The following is a 21,122-nucleotide window of genomic DNA, read 5'->3' on the forward strand; positions in this document are numbered from 1 at the left end:
ATGACTGTTTTTTTAACAAGGAGACCCACCATGTTCCCACAACGCCGAAACCTTCTGGCCCTGAGCTTGGCACTGGCTGTTGCCGCGCCCTTGCTGGCACAAGACAAATTCCCCGCCAAGCCCGTCACCATCATCGTGCCCCATGCGGCCGGTGGTGCCAACGACACGATCGCTCGGGTGATCGCACAGAAGCTGAGCGAACAGACCGGGCAGTCCTTTGTGGTGGATAACCGCACAGGGGCTGGCGGAAATGTGGGGACGGTGGCCGCTGCGCGAGCCCGTGCGGATGGCTACACGCTGTTCATCACGGCCGACAGCTCCATGGTCATCAACCCTTCGCTGTACAAGAACACGGGCTTTGACCCGGTCAAGGACTTCGAGCCTGTTGGCACTGTGGCCACCGCCGGGTATGTGTTGGTCGCCAACCCTGCATTTCCCGCCAAAAACACGGCCGAGCTGATCTCGCTGGCCAAGCAACAGCCTGGCAAAATCAACATTGGCTCTGCCGGCAACGGCACCCTGAACCACCTGATTGGCGAAATGCTGGGCAAGACCACCGGCATCAACATGATGCATGTGCCCTACAAGGGCGCCTCAGCGGCTGTGACCGATCTGGTGTCAGGTCAGGTCCAAGTGTCGGTGCAGAGCTTGCCGTCGTCGATCGCCTTCATCCGCTCGGGCAAAGTCAAGGTGCTGGGTGTGGTCAACCCCAAACGCCTGCCTGCCCTGCCTGATGCACCCACGATTGGCGAGACGATCAAGGGCTTTGGGGCCACGCCTTGGTACGGCATGTTTGCCCCTGCCGGTACACCCAAGGCCATCGTCAGCCAGCTCAACGCCGAGATCGCCAAAGCACTCGAATCGAAGGACGTTCAGGAGCGTCTGGCCGGTGTCGGCTGTGAGCCCTTCAAGTCCACGCCTGAGCAGTTTGCGCAGCTGGTGCGTGACGACCTGCCACGCTGGGCCAAGATCGTCAAGGAATCTGGCGCGACCATTGACTAAGGAATGCCGTGATGAACATGCCGCAACTGACGCCAGGTGCACTCAAGGGCCTGCGGGTGGTGGAGATGGGCCAGCTGATCGCCGGCCCCTTTGCCGCCAAGACGCTGGGTGATTTCGGCGCCGATGTGATCAAGATCGAGCCGCCCGGTGCAGGCGATCCATTGCGCAACTGGCGCATGCTGCAGGACGGTACGTCCGTCTGGTGGCAGGTGCAGTCGCGCAACAAGCGCTCGATTGCATTGGACTTGCGGAACCCCGAAGGGCAGGACATTGCCCGCCAGCTGATCGCGCAGGCCGATGTGTTGATCGAAAACTTCCGTCCTGGCACGCTTGAAAACTGGGGCATGGACTACGAAACCCTTTCCAAGACGAACCCCGGCCTGGTGATGCTGCGCATCTCGGGTTATGGCCAGACCGGGCCCTACCGCGATCTGCCGGGCTTTGGCGCCATCGGCGAGGCCATGGGCGGCTTGCGTCACCTGACCGGTGAGCCGGACCGCATCCCGGTGCGTTGCGGCATTTCCATTGGCGACACGCTGGCCGCGCTGCATGGCACGATCGGTGTACTGATGGCCCTCTACCACCGCAAAGTCAATGGCGGCCAGGGTCAAGTGATCGACGTGGCGCTCAATGAAGCCGTCTTCAATGCCATGGAAAGCCTGGTGCCCGAATACAGCGCCTTCGGCGCCATCCGCGAACCGGCAGGCTCGGCGCTGCCGGGCATTGCGCCCTCCAACGCCTACAGCTGTGCCGACGGTGTGGTGCTGATCGCCGGCAATGGCGACAGCATTTTCAAGCGGCTGATGCAGGTGATTGCGCGCGAAGACCTGGGCAACGATCCGGCGCTGGTCAACAACGCCGGCCGCGTGGAGCGCGTGCAAGAACTCGACGCGGCCATCGAAGCCTGGACGCAAAGCCGCAGCGTGACCGACGTGCTGGCGGCGCTGGCCCAGGCCAGCGTGCCAGCCGGCCGTGTTTACACCGCCAAGGACATCGTGGAAGACCCGCACTACCGCGCCCGCGACATGATCCTGAAGCAACAAACGCGTGACGGCCATGAGATCGAAGTGCCCGGCATCGTGCCCAAGCTCATGGGCACCCCTGGCCGGGTGCGCAGCTCGGCGCCCAAGCTGGGTGACGACACCGATGCGGTGCTGGCCGAGCTGGGCATGAGTGCTGACCAGATTGGCGAATTGCGCAACAAGAAAGTGGTGGCATGAACATGAACGACAACGTCTGGCAAGGCGCAGGCCGCCGCATCCATCTGCAGGAAGTTGGGACACGCGATGGCCTGCAGGCCGAGTCTGCCTTTGTACCCACCGAAGACAAGATTGCCTTGGTGGACGCCCTGTCTGAAGCAGGGCTGTCCAAAATCGAGGTGACCGCTTTTGTGTCGCCCAAGGCGATTCCTGCCCTGCGCGACGCCGAGCAGGTGCTGCGCGAAATCCGCCGCCAGCCGGGTGTGGTGTACAGCGCACTGGTGCCCAATGTGCGCGGTGCCGAACGGGCCGTGGAGTCGCGCGCCGACGAGCTCAATCTGGTCATGTCGGCCAGCGAGAGCCACAACCTGTCGAATCTGCGCATGACGCGTGACACCTCATTTGCCGGCTTGGCCGAGGTGACGCGGGCTGTGCAGGGGACGGGCGTGGCCATCAACGTGTCACTGTCGTGTGCTTTTGGGTGCCCGATGGAAGGCGATGTACCGATAAAGGGTGTGCTGGACTGGTGCCAGCGCTATGTGCAGGAGCTCGGCGCACATGGGGTGACGCTGTGCGACACCACCGGCATGGCCTACCCCACACAAGTGACGCAGCTCACCCAGGCTTTCCGCGAACGCTGGCCCGACACCGAGCTGACGCTGCATTTCCACAACACCCGCGGCATGGGTCTGGCCAATGTGCTGGCCGCCATGGATGCCGGGGCCGACCGCTTTGACGCCTCCTTCGGCGGCATCGGTGGCTGCCCCTATGCGCCGGGGGCTTCGGGCAATGTCTGCACCGAAGAAATCGTCCACGCACTGAACCTGATGGGCTACAACACCGGCGTGGACCTGACGCGCCTGCTGGCCGCTGCCAGCCGTCTTCCTGCCTTGATCGGCCACGACGTGCCCAGCCAAATCCTCAAAGCCGGCCAGCGGCTGGACTTGCACCCGATGCCAGCCGCACTCAGCGGCAACTGAAGCTGCCGGGGTCCTCCGGCTTGCCGATGCCGTTTTGGGGTGTGGCGAGGTTGGGCATTCACTTCAAAAGTGAATGGTTGGCCTTGTTTTCGGGCTGACCCGCATCCCCAACTGTCCCCAAACCCCGTGCCCAAAGCTGTGGATAAGTGCTTGGACAAGCCGCCAAAGCCACGCCCGGCAAGGGCTGGCGGGGCGTGCTTAAAAAAACACCAATTTGCCCTGATCACTCCACCCGCGTCACGCGATTCGGCTTGAAGCCCAAATCCGCCACTTTGCCTTTTTTGGCGCGGGCGGTTTTGGCGTTGTTCAGGCTGCGGATTTCGAGCGTTTCTTCGCGCTCTTTGCCGCCCCGACCAATGCCCGCGATCTTGACGCTGCGGGTGTAAGCCGCAGCTCCGGCTAGGCTGTCTTTGGCTTCGAGGTCGATGAGCATCAGGCCTCGACCACCTTTTTCCATGGTCTTGAGTTCGCTGATCTCAAAGGTCAGCACGCGGCCGCCCGTGCTGGCGCAGCAGACGCTGGTGGCTGCGGGCATGGGCTGCTTGTCAGCAGGCACCGTAGCGCTGCTGCCACTCACATGGCTCGGGGCGCAGACGGTTTCGCCCTCGCCCAGGCTGATGAAGGCCTTGCCCGCCTTGTTGCGCGAAATCATGTTCTCGACCGAGGCCATGAAGCCATAGCCGCCCGAGCCGCTGAGCAGCAGGGTGGCATGGGCGGGGCCTGCAAAATAATGGGCGGGTTGCGTGCCGGTTTCCAGGTCGATGAGCGTGGTGATGGGTTGACCGTCGCCGCGTGCACCGGGCAGTGTGGCCACGGGCACGCTGTAGATGCGGCCCGATCCGTTCTTGGCCGTGCCAAAGATGATGAGCTGGTCCACCGTGCGGCATTCAAAAGTGCCATACAAACCATCGCCCGCCTTGAAGGCGAAGCTGGTGGCGTCGTGGCCGTGACCGGTGCGGGCGCGCACCCAGCCTTTTTCCGACACGACCACCGTCACGGGCTCGTCCACCACCTTGACTTCGGCCACGGCTTTTTTCTCTTCCTGGATCAGCGTGCGGCGCGGATCGGCAAAGGTCTTGGCGTCGGCTTCGATCTCTTTGATCATCAAGCGGCGCAGCGCGGCGGGGCTGCCCAGAATCTCTTCGAGCTTGCCCTGCTCTTCACGCAGCTCGGAGAGCTCCTGTTCGATCTTGATGGCCTCCAGACGGGCCAGTTGGCGCAGGCGAATCTCCAGGATGTCCTCGGCCTGGCGGTCCGTGAGTTTGAAGGCTTCGATCAGTGCAGGCTTGGGCTCGTCGCTGTGGCGGATGATGCGGATCACTTCGTCGATGTTGAGCAGCACCAGCTGACGGCCTTCCAGAATGTGGATGCGGTCGAGCACCTTGTTCAGGCGGTGCTGGCTGCGGCGGGTGATGGTGGTCTGGCGGAAGCTGATCCACTCCAGCAGCATCTGGCGCAGCGACTTCTGGACCGGTTTGCCGTCGATGCCCACTGAGGTCATGTTGATCGGCGCAGACGTTTCGAGGCTGGTGTGGGCCAGCAAGGCGATGATGAGTTCCTGCTGTTCAATGCGGCTGGTCTTGGGCTCGAACACCAGGCGCACGGCGGCGTCTTTGCTCGACTCGTCACGCACCACATCCAGCACGGCGAGCATGCTGGCTTTGAGCTGCAGCTGGTCGGTGCTGAGCGCTTTTTTACCGGCCTTAACTTTGGGGTTGGTCAGTTCTTCGATCTCTTCGAGCACGCGCTGCGAGCTCACGCCCTGCGGCAACTCGGTCACCACCAACTGCCACTGGCCACGGGCCAGGTCTTCGATCTTCCAGCGGGCACGCACTTTGAGGCTGCCGCGCCCGGTGCGGTAAGCGTCGGCAATGTCGCTGGCCGGGCTGATGATCTGGCCGCCACCGGGGTAGTCCGGGCCGGGAATGATGGCCATCAGTTCGCTGTCGCTGAGCTTCTCGTTTTTGATCAGGGCCACGCAGGCGTCGGCCACTTCGCGCAGGTTGTGGCTGGGGATCTCGGTGGCCAGGCCCACGGCAATACCGCTCGCACCGTTGAGCAAGGTGAAGGGCAAACGGGCGGGCAGTTGGCGCGGCTCTTCGGTCGAGCCGTCGTAGTTGGGAATGAAGTCCACCGTGCCCATGTCGATCTCATCGAGCAGCAAGCTGGTGATACGCGACAGCCGCGCTTCGGTGTAACGCATGGCGGCTGCACCATCGCCGTCACGGCTGCCAAAGTTGCCTTGGCCGTCGATGAGCGGGTAGCGCTGCGAAAAATCCTGCGCCATGCGCACCAGCGCGTCATACGCCGCCGTGTCGCCGTGCGGGTGGTAGCGGCCCAGCACATCGCCCACCACACGGGCGCTTTTGACGGGCTTGGCGGCGGTGTTGTTGTTCGGGCCGCTGTACGACAAACCCATGCGGTCCATCGAATACAAAATGCGCCGCTGCACCGGCTTTTGGCCATCACACACATCGGGCAAGGCGCGGCCTTTGACGACGGACAGCGCGTATTCCAGATAAGCACGCTGGGCGTAAGCGCCCAGGTGGTCGCCTTCGGGAGCGGCGGTGGGTTCGGGGGTTAACAGGTCAGTGGTCATGGGGCAATTCAATGAAGATAACTGTCATGGTGAGCGCGGCGTGGCCATCCATGGATCGCTTCGTGCCTCGCGATGACAGGGACAAAGCGTGCGGTGACGGCCAACATCACACATCGATTTCGATGCTGTCGCCATGCAGTTCCATCAGCTCACGGCGGGCGGCGGCTTCGCCTTTGCCCATGAGCTGGGTCATCAGGTTTTCGGTGCCCGCGTTGTCCAGCGGGCCCAGCTCGATCGGCAGCAGGCGGCGGGTGTCGGGGTTGAGCGTGGTGTCCCACAGCTGCTCGGCGCTCATCTCGCCCAGGCCCTTGAAGCGGCTGATGCTCCAAGCGCCTTCTTTCACCCCGTCTTTGCGCAGCTTGTCGATGATGGCGGTGAGTTCGCCCTCGTCGAGCGCGTAGGCTTTGGAGGCGGGCTTTTTGCCGCGTGCAGGCGCATCCACGCGGAACAGCGGGGGGCGCGCCACATACAGGTGGCCCGCTTCGATCAGCTTGGGGAAGTGGCGGAAAAACAAAGTGAGCAGCAGCACCTGAATGTGCGAGCCGTCCACGTCCGCATCGCTCAAGATGCAGACCTTGCCGTAGCGCAGGTTGCTCATGTCGGGGTTATCTTGAGGCCCGTGCGGGTCCACGCCAATGGCCACCGAAATGTCGTGGATTTCGTTGTTGGCAAACAGGCGGTCGCGGTCCACTTCCCAGGTGTTGAGCACCTTGCCGCGCAGGGGCAAGATGGCTTGGGTTTCCTTGTTGCGGCCCATCTTGGCGCTGCCGCCCGCCGAGTCGCCCTCGACCAGAAAGACCTCGTTGTCGGCAATGTCGCGACTTTCGCAATCGGTCAGCTTGCCGGGCAGCACGGCCACACCCGAACTCTTGCGCTTTTCGACTTTTTGACCGGCCTTCTGGCGGGTTTGCGCGGCCTTGATGGCCAGCTCCGCCAGCTTTTTGCCGTAGTCCACATGCTCGTTCAGCCAGAGCTCGAGCGCCGGGCGCACAAAGCTGGACACCAGCCGCACCGCGTCGCGCGAGTTCAGGCGTTCCTTGATCTGGCCCTGAAACTGCGGGTCCAGCACCTTGGCGCTCAGCACATAGCTGGCGCGGGCGAACACGTCTTCGGGCATGAGCTTGACGCCTTTGGGCAGCAAACCATGCAGCTCGATGAAGCTTTTGACGGCGGTGAACAGGCCATCGCGCAAGCCGCTGTCGTGCGTGCCGCCTGCGCTGGTGGGGATCAAATTCACGTAGCTCTCGCGCACAGGCGCACCGTCTTCGGTGAAGGCCACAGCCCACGATGCGCCCTCGCCGTCGGCAAAGCTTTCGCTGTTGCCGTCGGCAAAACCTTCGCCTTCAAACAAGGGGATCACCGGGTCGCCGTTCAGGGTTTGCGTCAGGTAATCGCGCAGACCGGCTTTGTATTGCCACTGCTGGGTTTCCTTGGTTTTCTCGTTCACCAAGGTCACCGTCACGCCCGGCATGAGGACGGCCTTGCTGCGCAGCAGGTGCGTCAGCTCGTTCATGGGCAGGGCGCTGGATTCGAAATACTTGGCGTCAGGCCAGGCGCGCACGGTGGTGCCCTGTTTGCGGTCGCCCTCGCCTGCGGGGCGGGCGACCAGCGGCTCGGTCACGTCGCCGCCCGAAAACACCAACGTCGCCACTTGGCCTTCGCGGTAGCTCGTGGCCTCCAGGCGTTTGGACAGCGCGTTGGTCACCGACACGCCCACGCCGTGCAAACCGCCCGAGAAGCTGTAAGCCCCGCCCTTGCCCTTGTCGAACTTGCCGCCCGCGTGCAGGCGGGTAAAGACCAGCTCGATGACAGGCGCTTTTTCTTCGGGGTGCAGGCCAAAGGGAATGCCCCGGCCATCGTCTTCGATGCTGACCGAGCCGTCGGTGTGCAGGACAACTTTGATTTTTTTGCCGTAACCCGCCAGCGCCTCGTCGGCAGCGTTGTCCAGCACTTCCTGAATGATGTGCAGGGGGTTGTCGGTGCGGGTATACATGCCCGGGCGTTGCTTGACGGGCTCCAGGCCCTTGAGAACGCGGATCGAGCCCTCGGAATATTCACTCGAGGCGTTGGAGGTTTTGACAGTTGATTGGGTGGCCATGGTGGCGGATTGTAGTGGGATTTATGTCGACCCACTGGATGCAAAACCAGTGGTTTCAGACAACTGGCGCATGCAGACAGAAGTCTGCGGCGGCGCCGCATCTGCGGGACAACGCACGGTGCCCGCATTGGTTAAAGTCAGGGGATGCAACACAAACCCCTTTCCCTGTTCCAAGTGCTGGCCTGCGGCGCGGCCATCGTCACCCTGTCCATGGGCATCCGTCACGGCTTTGGCTTGTGGCTGCAGCCCATCACCCAAGCCCAAGGCTGGGGTCGCCAGGAATTCGCTTTTGCCATGGCCATCCAGAATTTGGCCTGGGGCTTCATGGGCATTTTTGCGGGTATGGTGGCGGACCGTTTTGGCGCATTTCGTGTCATTGCCATCGGGGCTTTGATTTATGGCGTGGGCCTTTTGGGCATGGCCTGGTCGACAGACCCCTGGGTGTTTGCGCTGTTCACCGGCGTGATCATCGGCACGGCCCAGGCAGGCACCACTTACGCCGTGATTTATGGCGTGATTGGCCGCAACGTGCCCGCCGAGCGCCGCTCCTGGGCCATGGGCGTGGCGGCGGCGGCCGGCAGTTTTGGCCAGTTTTTGATGGTGCCCGTTGAAGGCCTTTTGATCAGCCAGATGGGCTGGCAAACCGCGCTGGTCATCCTGGCAGCGGCGGCGATGCTGATCATTCCCCTGGCTTGGGGCCTGCGCGAACCTGCCTTGAACACGCCGGGCCAGGTCAAGCGTGACCAGACGATTGCTCAGGCTTTGAAAGAAGCCTTCAAATACCCTAGTTTTCAGCTGCTGATGGCGGGTTATTTTGTGTGCGGCTTTCAGGTGGTGTTCATTGGCGTGCACATGCCCAGCTACCTAAAAGACCACGGGCTGGCGCCCCAGGTGGCGAGCTACGCCTTGGCGCTCATTGGCCTCTTCAACGTCTTTGGCACTTACATCGCAGGCACTTTGGGCCAGAAAATGGCCAAGAAAAAGATCCTGGCCTTCATTTACGCCGCCCGCTCGGTGGCCATCGTGTTGTTCCTGCTGGCACCCTTGACCCCGATGAGCGTCTACATCTTCTCGGCCGTGATGGGCCTGCTGTGGCTGTCCACCGTGCCGCCCACCAACGCGGCCGTGGCACAGATTTTTGGCGTCGCGCACTTGTCCATGCTCAGCGGCTTCATCTTTTTCAGCCACCAGATCGGCTCATTCATGGGCGTGTGGCTGGGTGGCTATCTGTACGACAAAACAGGCAGCTACGACGTTGTTTGGTACCTGGCCATTGCGTTGGGCGTTTTTGCCGCGCTGGTGAACCTGCCCGTGCGCGAAAGCCCGATCCACCGCCACGCGCCCCAAGCAGCATGACCACCCGGACCAAAACCCTGTTGTCGGTGATCGCTGTGCTGGGTCTGACGTTCTGGCTTTATGCCAAACCCGACGTGGTCATCATGCTGTCCGAACAGCTGTGGTCTTGCTTTTGACTTGACGGAACTGAATCCATGCACGGCACCGAAAACCCTTCTGCCTGGCTGCAACGCTGGGCCCATTTGATCGCACCGGGCAGCCGCGTCCTCGATGTGGCTTGCGGCGCTGGACGCCACATGCGCTGGCTGGCAGCGCAGGGCCACCAAGTGCAGGGCGTGGACCGGAACCCTGACGCCCTGGCTTTGGCACAGGCTTTTGGCCCCGTCACCTGCGCCGACATTGAAAACGGCCCCTGGCCCTTCGCTGGGCAAACCTTCGGCTGCGTGGTGGTCACAAATTACCTCTGGCGTCCGTTGCTGCCCGTCATCGTGCGCAGCGTGTCACCGGGTGGTGTGCTGATTTACGAAACCTTTGCCACTGGCAACGAAAGCGTGGGCAAACCGTCCCGGCCTGATTTTTTGCTGCAAGCAGGCGAGCTGCTCCAGGCAAGCGATGGCCTGCACACAGTGGCTTACGAAGATGGCTTCGAGAGCTCACCAGATCGATTCGTGCAACGCATCGCAGCGGTACGGCCTGTGACGTCAGGCACAGTGCAACGCTGGCCTTTGCGCGCCCCTTGACCACAACCCGGGTTTACCCCGCCTTGCGGGCGAAATTCCACTGCACCGGAGCTCATCAAAGCGGCCTGCACTCGTTAGAATGGGTTTTTTCAGTTCAGAAACACCTGACATGACCACCGAATTTCGCCCCATCCGTGGCAGCATTCCTGCCCTGATCACCCCCATGCTCGAAGACGGCAAAGTGGACTACCCCACTTTGCGAAAACTGATCGACTGGCATGTGGCCGAGGGCACCGATTGCATTGGTGTGGTCGGCACCACGGGCGAATCGCCCACGGTCACGGTCGATGAGCATTGCGAAATCATCCGGGTCTCGGTCGAACAAGCCGCTGGCCGTGTGCCGATCATGGCCGGTTGCGGTGCCAACTCCACGGCCGAAGCCATTGAACTGGCCAAGTTCGCGAAGAAAGTCGGGGCCGACTGCCAGCTGCAGGTGGTGCCCTACTACAACAAGCCCACCCAAGAAGGCCAATACCGGCACTTTCGCGCCATTGCCGAGGCCACGCCCGACTTGCCCGTGATTTTGTACAACGTGCCCGGACGCTCGGTGGCCGATATGCAGCACGACACTGTGCTGCGCTTGGCGCAAGTGCCCGGCATCGTCGGCATCAAGGAAGCCACCGGCAACATCGAACGCGCACAATGGCTGATCCGCGATCTGCCCAAAGAGTTTGCCGTTTACTCCGGCGATGACCCGACCGCCGTGGCACTGATGCTGTGCGGCGGCGCTGGCAACGTGAGCGTGACCGCCAACGTGGCTCCGCGCCTGATGCACGAGTTGTGCATGGCTGCCTTGCGCGGCGATGTGAAAGAAGCCATGCGCATCCAGTTCCAGCTGATGCCCGTGCACAAGAACCTGTTTGTCGAAGCCAACCCGATCCCCGTGAAGTGGGCCATGAACCGCATGGGCCTTTGCGGTCCAGCCTTGCGCTTGCCCATGACCGAGTTGTCCGAGTCGCAACAACCTGTCGTCGAGGCCGCGCTCAAGGCCAGTGGCCTGATTTGATTTTCACCTAAGGATTGCTTGTGAAATTGTCCCTTCGCTCTACGTCTTGCCAAACCGTCCAGCGCACCGCGGTGGCCGCGGCCTTGGTGATTTTGGCCAGTGGCTGCTCTGTTCTGGAAGAAGACAAGATTGACTACAAAAGTGCGGCCAAGGCGCCAACACTCGAGATCCCGCCCGACCTGAGCCAGCTGCGCCGCGATTCCCGTTACGCCATCGAGAGCAATTCGGCCACGGCGTCCGGCTTCCAGAGCGCCGGTGCCCGCGTTGCCGATGCTGGCACTGCAGCCAACAATTTGGGCGATGTGCGCATGGAGCGCCAAGGCAACCAGCGCTGGCTGGTGGTGGCACGCCCCGCCGACAAAGTCTGGGAGCCTTTGAAAGAGTTCTGGACCAGCAACGGTTTCACCCTGGTCACCGACTCACCTGACGTGGGCATCATGGAAACCGATTGGGCGGAAAACCGCGCCAAAATCCCGCAAGACATCATCCGCCGAACTTTGGGCAAAGTGCTCGACTCCTTGTATTCCTCGGGTGAGCGCGACAAGTTCCGCACCCGTGTAGAGCGCAATGCACAAGGCGGCGTCGAGATTTACATCACCCACCGCGGCATGGTCGAAAACTACACCAGCGCCCAAAAAGAACAAACCGTCTGGCAGCCCCGTGCCAGCGATGCCGAACTGGAAATCGAGTTCCTGCGCCGCCTGATGGTGAAACTGGGAGCGTCACCCGAAGCCGCCAAGACGGCGGCCATGGACAGCATGCCAGCCCAAGTCGCAGCCGTCACCACGTTGGACGGACAACCCACCATCCAGATCAACGACACCCTGGACCGCGCCTGGCGTCGTACCGGCGTGGCGCTGGACCGCACCGGCTTCACGGTCGAAGACCGTGACCGCAGCAAAGGCGTCTACTTCGTGCGCTATGTGACGTCCGGCACCACCGCCGACAAGGACACGGGCTTTTTCAGCCGGTTGTTCAGCAGCAAAAAAGAAGAAGCCGCCTTGTCCCGTTACCGCATCACCCTGACCGACAAAGGCAGCGCCAGCCTTGTGCGTGTGCAAAATGCCAATGGCCAACCTGAAACCTCCGGCAATGCCGAGCGCATCTTGAAGTTGCTGGCCAACGAACTGCGTTGATCGACGCCGCACTGGTGACTGGGGGCCTTGCGCCCACACTCATCACTGGTGCCAACGGCCCATAAAAAAACCCCGCATGGCGGGGTTTTTTTCATGCGTTCCTGGCGCAAGCCAGGAAAGCGGCAAACCATTACTTGGCAGCAGATGCGTCAGCAGCTGGAGCGGCAGCAGGTGCAGCAGAAGCGTCAGCGGCTGGAGCAGCAGCAGGGGCCTCAACAGCTGGTGCTGGAGCAGCAGGCGCAGCAGCTTCTTCTTTTTTGCCGCAAGCGGACAGAGCAGCAGCAGCGATGATGGCGGCCAAAACGAGGGACTTGTTCATGGTGATTTTCCTTATGGGGTTATGAATCGCCCCGGGTTTTGAGGAGGCTCCACACTTTGAGAAGATGGAGCCATGAGCAAGAAATCGAACCGTTTTTCACCCGAAGTGCGCGAACGCGCTGTCCGCATGGTGCTCGAGCACCGTGGCGAGTACCCATCCCTTTGGGCCACCATTGAGTCCATTGCCCCCAAGATCGGGTGTGTGCCGCAAACCCTCAACGACTGGGTTCGCCAGCACGAGGTTGACGAAGGCATGCGCGATGGCGTCAGCTCTGATGAGCGCGCCCGCATCAAAGACCTCGAACGCGAAGTCAAGGAACTGCGCAAAGCCAACGAAATCCTCAAACTGGCGAGCGCTTTTTTTGCCCAGGCGGAGCTCGACCGCCGACTCAAGTCTTAAGGGACTTTGTTGATCAAAACCGTCACGCCTACGGGGTCGAGCCGATTTGCAACGTGCTGCAAATCGCCCCTTCTGGCTACAGGTGCCATGCTGCCCGCCAACGCAAGCCCGAGCTGCTTTGCGCCCGGACCAAACGCGATGAAGCCCTGATCCCGCAAATCCAAGCCGTCTGGCAGGCCAATATGCAGGTCTACGGCGCAGACAAGGTCTGGCACCAGATGAATCGTGAAGGAACCAAGGTGGCGCGCTGCACGGTCGAGCGGCTCATGAAGCGCATGGGATTGCACGGCGTTCGCCGGGGCAAGGTCGTGCAAACCACCGTCTCGGACAAAGCCGCGCCATGCCCGCTGGACCGGGTCAATCGCCAGTTCAAAGCAGAGCGTCCAAACCAACTGTGGGTGTCGGACTTCACCTATGTCAGCACCTGGCAGGGCTGGCAATACGTGGCCTTTGTGATCGACGTGTTTGCACGGCGCATCGTGGGCTGGCGGGTGAGCAGTTCGATGCGTACTGACTTTGTGTTGGATGCCCTGGAGCAAGCCTTGTTCGACAGACAACCTGAACGCTCAGATGCATTGATACATCACTCGGACAGGGGGTCTCAATATGTTTCCATTCTCTACACCGAACGCCTGGCCCAAGCTGGGATAGAGCCATCGGTGGGCAGCCGTGGCGACAGCTACGACAACGCGCTGGCCGAGACGATCAATGGGCTGTACAAGGCCGAATTGATACACCGCCGTGCACCCTGGAAAACCAAGGAGGCACTGGAACTGGCAACCCTGGAATGGGTGGCTTGGTTCAACCACCACCGACTGCTGAGCTCGATTGGGTATATTCCACCGGCTGAAGCTGAGGTGAACTACTACCGGCAGCTAGCCGGGAAGCACGAGACCGAGGTCTCAACTTAAACCAACTGGCCTCCACGAAACCCGGGGCGATTCAGTTAAAACAATTTCCGGAAATTGTCGGAAGCAGATTTGAGGACTGCTTGGACCGAGACAAAAGCACTCGAGCTCTTTCGTTCTCAGTCAGAAATTATATCGTTTTCCCTAGGCTACGACAGAACGCAAGTCACAAAGCTGACGCGAAACCTTCAAACCGTACTTTTATTCGAGAAAATCCTCACCGGGTTTTAACCAATCGGCAGACATCCAATCGAGCAGAGCCTCTCGGGCAGATTCACTAAAAATGGCGCAAGAAGCCGGAGATAGACAACGCTTGTCAGCCAATTGACGCAAAAAGCGAGCATCTTTACCCGCCACGCGGAAGCTTTCACCGTTGATGAACACATGCCGATCGTCGTACATCATTTTGGTGCGCCGATCCAAGCGAACACCCGCCGACAGATCGGGCTCGGTTTCGGCGCCGTCAAACCAGACATTGGCTTTCGGCTCGGTCAGGTACTCGCCCAATAAACTGTCGAGCAAGTCAGGATTTTTAAGCGCTTTATCAACCACTTGACGTGCAAAGCCTGCCAAAGACTGCGGAACAGCTGCAGGAGACGACACTGCCGCTTGCTTTGGGTCTCGGTAAAGCGCATCACCCACACCGTCAAAAGCCTCGTCGGCCAGACCCAGCAACAACTCACGCGCCAACTCGCCCTCTTGCGGCGCCCGAAACCCAATAGACCAGGTCATGCACTCGCCCTCGGCCACACCGTCGTGGGCGTATTTAGGCGGCAAATACAGCATGTCACCAGGGTTGAGCACAAACTCTTCTTCAGCCTCGAAGTTTTGCAGAATCTTCAGCGGCACACCCGTTTGCAGGGTCAGGTCTTTGTTGCGACCAATGCGCCAGCGGCGTTGGCCATGGGCCTGCAACAAAAACACGTCGTAGCTGTCAAAGTGTGGCCCCACACCGCCGCCATCGGTGGCATAACTGATCATCACATCATCCAGCCGCGCATCGGGCACGAAGCGAAACTGCTGCATCAGCGCGTGCACGCCGTCGTGGTGCAAGTCGACACCTTGCACCAAAAATGTCCATTTTTTCTGGCTGAAAGGCGGCAGACTGCGCTTGGACAATGGACCGTGCTTCATCTTCCAACCCTTGGGCGAATCCACGATCAACCGCGACTCCACGCCCTCCTGCCCCGCCAGCGCCACCAAGTCCGCGCGACCCACACAAGGCACAAAACCCGGGATGGCGTTGCGCACCAGCAAAGGCCTTTTCTGCCAGTGGCGCTTCATGAATTGGCTGGCGGTCAGGCCGCCGAGCAAGGCCAGGGGTTGTTCTGTGTGCATGTTCCGATCCGGTTGCGGGGCTCAACCGGCCCCATTCAAAGCGCAAGCGGCCTCAAAACCGGCCGCCAAACTGCGACAATTGTCCTATGGAAATCAAGACACCTTCTGTGGTCGCACTGACCTGGACACTCAAAGACACGCTGGGCGAAGTTCTGGACACCCTAGACGAGCCCGTTGAATTTTTCATTGGCGGCCAAGACCTGCTGCCCAAGATCGAGGAAGCCCTGCAAGGCCACGAAAAAGGCGCCAAGGTCGACCTGCACCTGGAGCCCGAAGACGCCTTTGGCGACTTCGACGAAAACCTGCTGTTTCTGGAGCCGCTGGCCCTCTTTCCCGAGGGGCTGGAGCCCGGCCTGACCATCGAAGGCACCGCCCTGCCCGAAGGCTGCCACCCCGATGCACCGCGCAACGTGCTCTACACCGTGACCGAAATCTACCCCGAGCATGTGGTGCTGGACGGCAATCACCCGCTGTCGGGCATTGCGCTGCGCCTGCATCTGAAGGTGGAATCTGTGCGCGAGCCGACCGAGGCCGAAGTGGGCAGCGGCAGCTGCGGCACGGGGTTTTTCAAGATCGAAGTAGGCGACGAAAACACCCTCCTGTCATCGCCCAAAGGCCCCACCCTGCACTGAGCCGCCATGCACCCGACCATCGAAATCAAGATCATTGACCCCCGCTTGAACACCTGGGGCCTGCCCAAGTACCAGACCCCGCTGGCCGCTGCCATCGACCTGTTTGCCTGCATCGATGCCCCCATGCGCATCGAGCCTCAGCAAGCCGCCGTGCTGATCCCGTCGGGCATTGCGCTGCACATGGATTCGCCAGACCTGTGCGCCGTGATCCTGCCGCGCTCTGGCCTGGGCCACAAAAAAGGTTTGGTGCTGGGCAACAGCGTCGGCCTGATCGATGCCGACTACACCGCCCAGTGCTTCATCAGCGTCTGGAACCGCAACCCGCCTGGCAGCGAAGCCATCACCATCGAGCCGGGTGAACGCATTGCCCAGATGATGTTTTTGCCTGTGGTGCGTCCACAGTTTCAGGTGGTGAACGAATTCAGCCGAAGCAGCGAGCGCGGCGCCGGGGGCTTTGGCTCCACCGGCACCTGAATCCAACACCTGAACCCTCAAATCGGCCGCAGCGCCTGAGTCAGCACCTTGCTGACCGGGTTGACCAGATACGACAAAATCGAGCGCTGGCCCACCACCAGGTCCACCTGTGCCGTCATGCCGGGGCGAACCTCCATGCGCTGGGCCTTTTCGCCATCAAAGTCCTTGGCACCGATCTTCACATGCACCCGGTAATAGGGCTGAGGGCCGCGTTGGGTTTCTTCGACCAAGGTGTCGGGGCTCACATAAACCACCTCGCCCCTGAAGCCACCATAGATGCTGGCATCAAACGCATCCAGCTTCACATTGGCCGCTTGCCCCACGGTCACAAAAGCAATGTCGGCCGGATACACCTTGGCCTCCAGCACCAGCCCACTTTGGGTGGGCAGCAACTCCATCACCGTGTCACCCGGCCGCACCACCCCGCCCAAGGTGGTCACACGAATGTTTTTCACCAACCCCCTGCTGGGCGCACTCAGGTCAGTCTGCTCCAGCAGCTGAGCGCGGTCATTCAACGCCTCGCTCTGGGCATTCAGGTCCTCCTGGGCCTTGGTCATATCGGCCTGGGCATCCTGAAAAAACTTGTTGTGCCGCGTCGTGATCTGCGCCTCGATGTCGGCAATCTGGCGGCGTGATCGCAAGATATCCGCCTGACTCACATCGCCAGTGGACTCCAGCTTCTTGATCATCTCGCTTTCTTCGAGCAGCACCGAATGCACCTTGCGCAGCGCCTGGATGTCCTCCGTGAAGGCCGTCTTGCGGCGGTTGTACAGGTTGGTCTGGTTTTCGATCAAGGCCGGGTAAGCCTTCATCTGTTGGTCAAAGCTCAATTTTTGGCCATACACCTCGGCACGCAAACGGGCCAATGTGATGCGCAAGGCCATCACCTTGCCCTGCGTATCGTCCAACGCCGCCTTGACCCGGGTTTTCTCAAAGCTGGCCAGCAACTGCCCCTCTTTGACCTCTTGCCCCTCTTGCACGAACAACTCACGCAGCACGCCACCGTCGACCGCCTGAATGATCTGCGTGCGGTCGCTGGCAATCACTTGCCCCTGAGCACGTTTGACCTGATCGATCTCGGTCATGCCCGCCCAGACGGTCAAGCCCACCAGCCCCACCATCGTCACCCACAAGGTCAGGCGCACCGATGCACTGTGGGGCGTATCAAAATCTGCTCTTTGCTTCATGTTCTCTTTCATGCCCGCGCTCCTGTAACCTGAACGCCCACGGCAGGCGGCGTTTGGCGGGCAGACGGTGTCTCGGTTTGGGTGTTTTTACTCAACTGCGCCAACACCGCATCACGCGGCCCATCCATCACGACCTGGCCACGCGCCACCACCAAAACGCGCGACACCAAAGCCAGCATGCTGGGTTTGTGCGTGACCAGCACCAAGGTGCTGCCGCCCAGTTGCGGGTTACGCAGTGCATTCAGACAACGGGCTTCGGTCCCTGCATCCATGGAGGCCGTGGGCTCATCGAGCAACATGACCTTGGGGCTCGCCAACACCAAACGGGTAAACACCAACAATTGTTTTTGTCCGCCAGACAGGCCGCGCCCGCCCTCAAAAATAGGCAAATCCAAGCCCATGGGGTGCGCTGCCACCAAATCAAGCAAGCCGGTCTGCGCCATCGCGGCCTTGATCACGTCATCGCCCGGATTGGGCAAACCCACCAACAGGTTCTGACGCAAAGTGCCTTCGAACAAGCGGTGGTCTTGCTGCACATAACCCACATGCCTGCTCATCGTCTCACGCGCCACATGCGACACGTCCAAGCCATCGATCAGAACACGCCCCTCGGTGGGGCGATACAAACCCGCCATCAAACGCAACAACGTGGATTTGCCTGAACCCACAGTGCCCAAAATGCCAATGCGCTCACCGGGTGTGACGGTCAAACGCTTCACACTCACAGCAGGCGGCGCTTTGCCATAGGCAAACTGCACATCCTCCAGCACATATTGACCATTCAACACCGAAGGCGTCAAGGGATGAACACCCGCTGTGGTGTCAGGCGCCAGCTTGTACAAACCCTCCACGCCATCGATCGCCACACGGGCGTGTGCGTGCTGCACCATCAGGCTGGGCACCATCATCACGGCCGACAAGACACGCCCGCCCAATATCGAACAGGCGATCAAACCACCCATGGTGATCATCCCATCAATCACCAGCGCGGCACCCAGAGAAATCAGCAGCACAAAACTGAACTGCTGCATGCTGGCCATGAAGTATTGCAAGCTGTCATTGGTGTGACGCATCTTCAGATCGTTGAGGATCGTCTTGTTGCACAAATCAATCCATTTGGACAAGAAGAACCAGCCCCCGTGCGTAGCCTTGATGGTTTCAGCCCCTTCCACGGTCTCGACCAACATGCCGGTCTTCATGTTCACCTCGCGCTGGCCCTCGGCAGCCAGGCGACGCACCCGACTGCGAAAAGTCAAGCCAATCACCAAAGCCAATGTGGCCATGACCAAGGGCACCAAAGCCACCCAGGGCGAGGCGATCCACGCAATCACCACCAAAAAGATCACAGCAGCAGGCACATCCACCAGAGCGAACAGAGTTGAGGCGGTGTAAAAGTTACGGACCTGTTCGTAGCCTCTGAGCTGCGAAGCCAGAGAACCAACGGAAGCAGGCATCTGGTCCAGCCGCACCGAGAGCAAACGCTCAAAAATGTCCCGCCCCAATCGGCTGTCCAGTCCCACCACAGCGCGGTCCATCACCTTGGACCGGGCCCATTTCATGACCCACTCAAAAACGATCAAGATCAAAACACCGCCAAGCAGGGCGACCAGCGTCTCGATGCTGCGGGTCGGAATAACTTTGTCATAAACCTGCATCGAGAAAAACGACACCACCACAGCCAACAAGTTGATCATCAAAGACGCGGTGATCGACTCTGCAATGGGGCCCCGAAACGACTTGAGCACCTGCGACAAACGGTCTTCAAATCTGGCAGGCCCACCCGACGCCCCGGCCTCGGGTGGCAACACCCGCAGCACACACGTCAGATCGCCAGCCCCCACATGCACCGCCGGCTGGCCTGCACGCTCGAGCAACCATTCGTCACCCATAAGACCTTGTGTCAGCAAGCCCCAGCCATGGGTGCGGCTGCAGACCAACAAGGGCAAACGCTCGCGCAGTGGCGCAGACAAGCTTCGCGCACCCACCCAACCTGCCTGCAAACACACCTGCTCGGCCAATACCGGGGACAAAGCCACCGCGTCAGCGCCCTCTACACCCGCGACTGCCAACACAGCCCCCTGCAACCTCACTTCGTCGAGGGCAAACCGCTGTGTGCGCGCCAAAGACACCAATGCAGCACTCAGCTGCTCCCAAGCCAATTCATTCATAGTCATCGCATCCAATCTGGGTGGGTCGGCAGCTCACCGCTGCGCAGACGCCAGCGGTAGTAGGCTAACGTGGTGGCATTGCTGGCTTGCGCCAGACGCAGCTGCGACTGAGACAACTCCTGTAAGGAATTGAGCACCTCCAGCCAGCTTTTAAGGCCACCAAAATACAGTCGCTCATAAGATGCCAACACTTCGCTGGCACTGTCGATCGTGGACACCAACGAGGCCTGGCGGTCGAATTCCCTCTGCAAAGTTGTCCAGTCCTGCAAGACCAGCTCCTGCTTTTCCAGGCGCACCGCGTCCACGGCCTCCAAGCGAGCTTGCAAACGTGCACTGTCCGCAGCCGACTGCGTCATGCTTGCCAGGCCCGCACCAGGGGTGTAATTGAGACCCAGGGTCCACAAACTGCGCTCGGCCTCGGTGGTCACATCACCCAGGCGACGCTGATAAGCCAACACCAGTTTGGGCCAGCGCTCGGCTTTTTGCACCTTCAGTTGCTCCGAGGCCGCCGCGGCATCCAGCTCGGCCCTGCGCACTGCGGGGTGTTGCGCCAAACGTTCAGCCGCGACCTCGGCCCTTTGCATCTTCATCCACTGCGCCAAAGGGCCTTGAGGCAATGGCACGCGCAAAGCTGGCAACGACGTTTGCAAAGGCCCACCCACCAGCTGCTCCATGCGCTGCAGCGCCATTTGCATGGCCGACTCGGCATCCGCCAAATCGGCCTGCGCCCGCGACACGCGCACAGCGAGCAGCCTGAGCTCCACCGAAGAAGACAAACCCGCCGACACCCGCCGCTGCATGATGGCTTGGTAGCGGTTTAGCCCTTCCAAGGTGCGGCTGGTCACGACGCGGTTGGCCTCGGCATCCAGCAAACCGGCCCAGACCTCCACCAAACGCAAAGCCACATCACCACGCACCACATTCACCTGCTCGGCGCTGGCCTGATCCAACTTTTCAGCAGCAGCCACGCGTGCGCTCAAGGCACCGCCTGACCACAATGGCTGCTGCACATTGAAAGTCGCACCTTTTTGAGCCGCCGTGTTCGGGCCATCGGTGCGCTGCGTGTTGAATGACAAGGTGGGCCAAAAGCCCCACTTGGCCACATCCACATCGAGCTTCGCCCCATCGCCTTGCGCCAAGGCTGCGCGAACCTGCGGGTGCACCGATGTCGCGGTCCTCAACAGCCCCTCAAAGACCCCATGCGACGGCGCACTGGCCACCTCAGCAGGCAGCACAGCAGCCACCTGGCGGGCAGTGACAAGCTCGTGCTGTGCTGCTCCCGTCAAAGGAAAACCAACAAGCCCCAACGAAATCCAGGCCCAGCGCCACATCGAGTGACAGCGATTTAAATCCAGCATTTTTTACACCTTGAACACACAAAACCGCCTTGGATGAGCCTCGAAGGCATGTGCAAGACCCCAAAAAGACCTCTTCAGTCAATTTCCAGATGAATCCATGCTGTCAATTTTAGACTAATAAATAACCTTAGTTTTAAATTAAAATTTTTAAGACTTATAAAACAGTTAATTCAATTAAAACATTAAAAACATCAGATCCAATGAAACTACGAGCGCATGGACTTTTCAGCCCATGCGCTCTGATTCAAAGATTCGCGGTCTGTCACGCCAGTGGATGTGACAG

Annotated in this window: 17 protein-coding genes and 1 other annotated feature; of the genes, 10 read left to right on the forward strand and 7 right to left on the reverse strand. The window is 60.6% G+C overall.

Annotation, left to right across the window (positions count from 1 at the left end):
• Positions 1-30: 30 nt before the first annotated feature.
• The 3 genes from ACHEXL_RS07765 to ACHEXL_RS07775 are packed head-to-tail and all read left to right on the forward strand — an operon-like array spanning position 31 to position 3,181.
• The gene (locus ACHEXL_RS07765; protein WP_416558768.1) at positions 31-1,002 is read left to right on the forward strand and encodes a Bug family tripartite tricarboxylate transporter substrate binding protein; all 972 of its coding nucleotides are present in this window, start codon (positions 31-33) and stop codon (positions 1,000-1,002) included.
• A gap of 11 nt (positions 1,003-1,013) precedes the next feature.
• A complete protein-coding gene (locus tag ACHEXL_RS07770) occupies positions 1,014-2,222 on the forward strand; it encodes a CaiB/BaiF CoA transferase family protein (RefSeq protein WP_416558769.1) in 1,209 nt (402 codons plus the stop codon).
• Complete coding sequence (locus tag ACHEXL_RS07775) at positions 2,219-3,181, forward strand: hydroxymethylglutaryl-CoA lyase (protein WP_416558770.1); 963 nt, start codon at positions 2,219-2,221, stop codon at positions 3,179-3,181. Before ACHEXL_RS07770 ends, ACHEXL_RS07775 begins: the two co-directional genes overlap by 4 nt.
• Before the next feature lie 223 nt (positions 3,182-3,404).
• Here the strand turns inward: ACHEXL_RS07775 and parC are convergent, their stop codons facing one another.
• Both parC and ACHEXL_RS07785 read right to left on the reverse strand, forming a co-directional pair.
• Entirely contained in the window at positions 3,405-5,780 is a 2,376-nt protein-coding gene (gene parC / locus ACHEXL_RS07780; protein WP_416558771.1) for a DNA topoisomerase IV subunit A, read from the reverse strand.
• A gap of 106 nt (positions 5,781-5,886) precedes the next feature.
• Entirely contained in the window at positions 5,887-7,878 is a 1,992-nt protein-coding gene (locus tag ACHEXL_RS07785) for a DNA topoisomerase IV subunit B (RefSeq protein WP_416558772.1), read from the reverse strand.
• A gap of 144 nt (positions 7,879-8,022) precedes the next feature.
• Between ACHEXL_RS07785 and ACHEXL_RS07790 the strand changes: the two genes are divergently transcribed.
• From ACHEXL_RS07790 to bamC, 4 genes are all read left to right on the forward strand, one after another.
• Positions 8,023-9,234, forward strand: a complete 1,212-nt coding sequence (locus tag ACHEXL_RS07790) for an MFS transporter (protein WP_416558773.1) — start codon at positions 8,023-8,025, stop codon at positions 9,232-9,234.
• Positions 9,235-9,368: 134 nt separating this feature from the next.
• Positions 9,369-9,914 carry a class I SAM-dependent methyltransferase gene (locus ACHEXL_RS07795; protein WP_416558774.1) on the forward strand — a complete coding sequence of 182 codons (546 nt, stop codon included), beginning with the start codon at positions 9,369-9,371 and terminating at the stop codon, positions 9,912-9,914.
• 109 nt (positions 9,915-10,023) lie between these two features.
• A complete protein-coding gene (gene dapA, locus ACHEXL_RS07800) occupies positions 10,024-10,920 on the forward strand; it encodes a 4-hydroxy-tetrahydrodipicolinate synthase (RefSeq protein WP_416558775.1) in 897 nt (298 codons plus the stop codon).
• Positions 10,921-10,946: 26 nt separating this feature from the next.
• Entirely contained in the window at positions 10,947-12,056 is a 1,110-nt protein-coding gene (gene bamC / locus ACHEXL_RS07805) for an outer membrane protein assembly factor BamC (RefSeq protein WP_416561324.1), read from the forward strand.
• Between the two features lie 130 nt (positions 12,057-12,186).
• Here bamC and ACHEXL_RS07810 read toward each other — a convergent pair whose 3' ends face one another.
• Positions 12,187-12,375 (reverse strand): hypothetical protein, encoded by a 189-nt coding sequence (locus ACHEXL_RS07810; RefSeq protein ID WP_416558776.1) that lies wholly within the window; start codon positions 12,373-12,375, stop codon positions 12,187-12,189.
• Between the two features lie 72 nt (positions 12,376-12,447).
• Here ACHEXL_RS07810 and ACHEXL_RS07815 point away from each other — a divergent pair.
• Positions 12,448-13,685, forward strand: a protein-coding gene (locus ACHEXL_RS07815; protein ID WP_416558777.1) for an IS3 family transposase whose coding sequence is annotated in 2 segments (ribosomal slippage) — positions 12,448-12,739 and positions 12,739-13,685 — 1,239 coding nt in all. Because the reading frame shifts where the segments join, the coding sequence is not laid out codon by codon here.
• Positions 12,729-12,845, forward strand: a sequence feature (AL1L pseudoknot). (Overlaps the previous gene by 117 nt.)
• A 198-nt stretch (positions 13,686-13,883) precedes the next feature.
• Here the strand turns inward: ACHEXL_RS07815 and ACHEXL_RS07820 are convergent.
• Positions 13,884-15,020, reverse strand: a complete 1,137-nt coding sequence (locus ACHEXL_RS07820) for a JmjC domain-containing protein (protein ID WP_416558778.1) — start codon at positions 15,018-15,020, stop codon at positions 13,884-13,886.
• Positions 15,021-15,106: 86 nt separating this feature from the next.
• Here ACHEXL_RS07820 and ACHEXL_RS07825 point away from each other — a divergent pair, with 86 nt between their 5' ends.
• Complete coding sequence (locus ACHEXL_RS07825) at positions 15,107-15,652, forward strand: FKBP-type peptidyl-prolyl cis-trans isomerase (RefSeq protein ID WP_416558779.1); 546 nt, start codon at positions 15,107-15,109, stop codon at positions 15,650-15,652.
• 6 nt (positions 15,653-15,658) lie between these two features.
• The gene (dut, locus tag ACHEXL_RS07830; protein WP_416558780.1) at positions 15,659-16,126 is read left to right on the forward strand and encodes a dUTP diphosphatase; all 468 of its coding nucleotides are present in this window, start codon (positions 15,659-15,661) and stop codon (positions 16,124-16,126) included.
• Between the two features lie 17 nt (positions 16,127-16,143).
• Here dut and ACHEXL_RS07835 read toward each other — a convergent pair whose 3' ends face one another.
• Genes ACHEXL_RS07835 through ACHEXL_RS07845 form a run of 3 tightly spaced genes read right to left on the reverse strand, consistent with a single transcriptional unit; the run spans position 16,144 to position 20,662 of the window.
• Positions 16,144-17,313 (reverse strand): HlyD family efflux transporter periplasmic adaptor subunit, encoded by a 1,170-nt coding sequence (locus ACHEXL_RS07835; protein WP_416558781.1) that lies wholly within the window; start codon positions 17,311-17,313, stop codon positions 16,144-16,146.
• Between the two features lie 8 nt (positions 17,314-17,321).
• Entirely contained in the window at positions 17,322-19,481 is a 2,160-nt protein-coding gene (locus ACHEXL_RS07840; protein ID WP_416558782.1) for an ATP-binding cassette domain-containing protein, read from the reverse strand.
• Positions 19,482-19,483: 2 nt separating this feature from the next.
• On the reverse strand, positions 19,484-20,662 hold the full coding sequence (locus ACHEXL_RS07845; protein ID WP_416558783.1) for a TolC family protein: 1,179 nt from the start codon (positions 20,660-20,662) through the stop codon (positions 19,484-19,486).
• Between the last annotated feature and the right edge of the window lie 460 nt (positions 20,663-21,122).

This window comes from Limnohabitans sp. YIMB22184 (genome assembly GCF_048020265.1).
In the GTDB taxonomy this organism is placed as follows: Bacteria; Pseudomonadota; Gammaproteobacteria; order Burkholderiales; family Burkholderiaceae_C; genus Limnohabitans_A.

What these genes read in the sequence shown, in the direction of transcription:
- ACHEXL_RS07765 (WP_416558768.1), top strand. Translation starts at nt 31, where the DNA reads ATGTTCCCACAACGCCGAAACCTTCTGGCCCTGAGCTTGGCACTGGCT.
- ACHEXL_RS07770 (WP_416558769.1), top strand. Translation starts at nt 1,014, where the DNA reads ATGAACATGCCGCAACTGACGCCAGGTGCACTCAAGGGCCTGCGGGTG.
- ACHEXL_RS07775 (WP_416558770.1), top strand. Translation starts at nt 2,219, where the DNA reads ATGAACATGAACGACAACGTCTGGCAAGGCGCAGGCCGCCGCATCCAT.
- parC (WP_416558771.1), bottom strand. Translation starts at nt 5,780, where the DNA reads ATGACCACTGACCTGTTAACCCCCGAACCCACCGCCGCTCCCGAAGGC.
- ACHEXL_RS07785 (WP_416558772.1), bottom strand. Translation starts at nt 7,878, where the DNA reads ATGGCCACCCAATCAACTGTCAAAACCTCCAACGCCTCGAGTGAATAT.
- ACHEXL_RS07790 (WP_416558773.1), top strand. Translation starts at nt 8,023, where the DNA reads ATGCAACACAAACCCCTTTCCCTGTTCCAAGTGCTGGCCTGCGGCGCG.
- ACHEXL_RS07795 (WP_416558774.1), top strand. Translation starts at nt 9,369, where the DNA reads ATGCACGGCACCGAAAACCCTTCTGCCTGGCTGCAACGCTGGGCCCAT.
- dapA (WP_416558775.1), top strand. Translation starts at nt 10,024, where the DNA reads ATGACCACCGAATTTCGCCCCATCCGTGGCAGCATTCCTGCCCTGATC.
- ACHEXL_RS07810 (WP_416558776.1), bottom strand. Translation starts at nt 12,375, where the DNA reads ATGAACAAGTCCCTCGTTTTGGCCGCCATCATCGCTGCTGCTGCTCTG.
- ACHEXL_RS07820 (WP_416558778.1), bottom strand. Translation starts at nt 15,020, where the DNA reads ATGCACACAGAACAACCCCTGGCCTTGCTCGGCGGCCTGACCGCCAGC.
- ACHEXL_RS07825 (WP_416558779.1), top strand. Translation starts at nt 15,107, where the DNA reads ATGGAAATCAAGACACCTTCTGTGGTCGCACTGACCTGGACACTCAAA.
- dut (WP_416558780.1), top strand. Translation starts at nt 15,659, where the DNA reads ATGCACCCGACCATCGAAATCAAGATCATTGACCCCCGCTTGAACACC.
- ACHEXL_RS07835 (WP_416558781.1), bottom strand. Translation starts at nt 17,313, where the DNA reads ATGAAGCAAAGAGCAGATTTTGATACGCCCCACAGTGCATCGGTGCGC.
- ACHEXL_RS07840 (WP_416558782.1), bottom strand. Translation starts at nt 19,481, where the DNA reads ATGAATGAATTGGCTTGGGAGCAGCTGAGTGCTGCATTGGTGTCTTTG.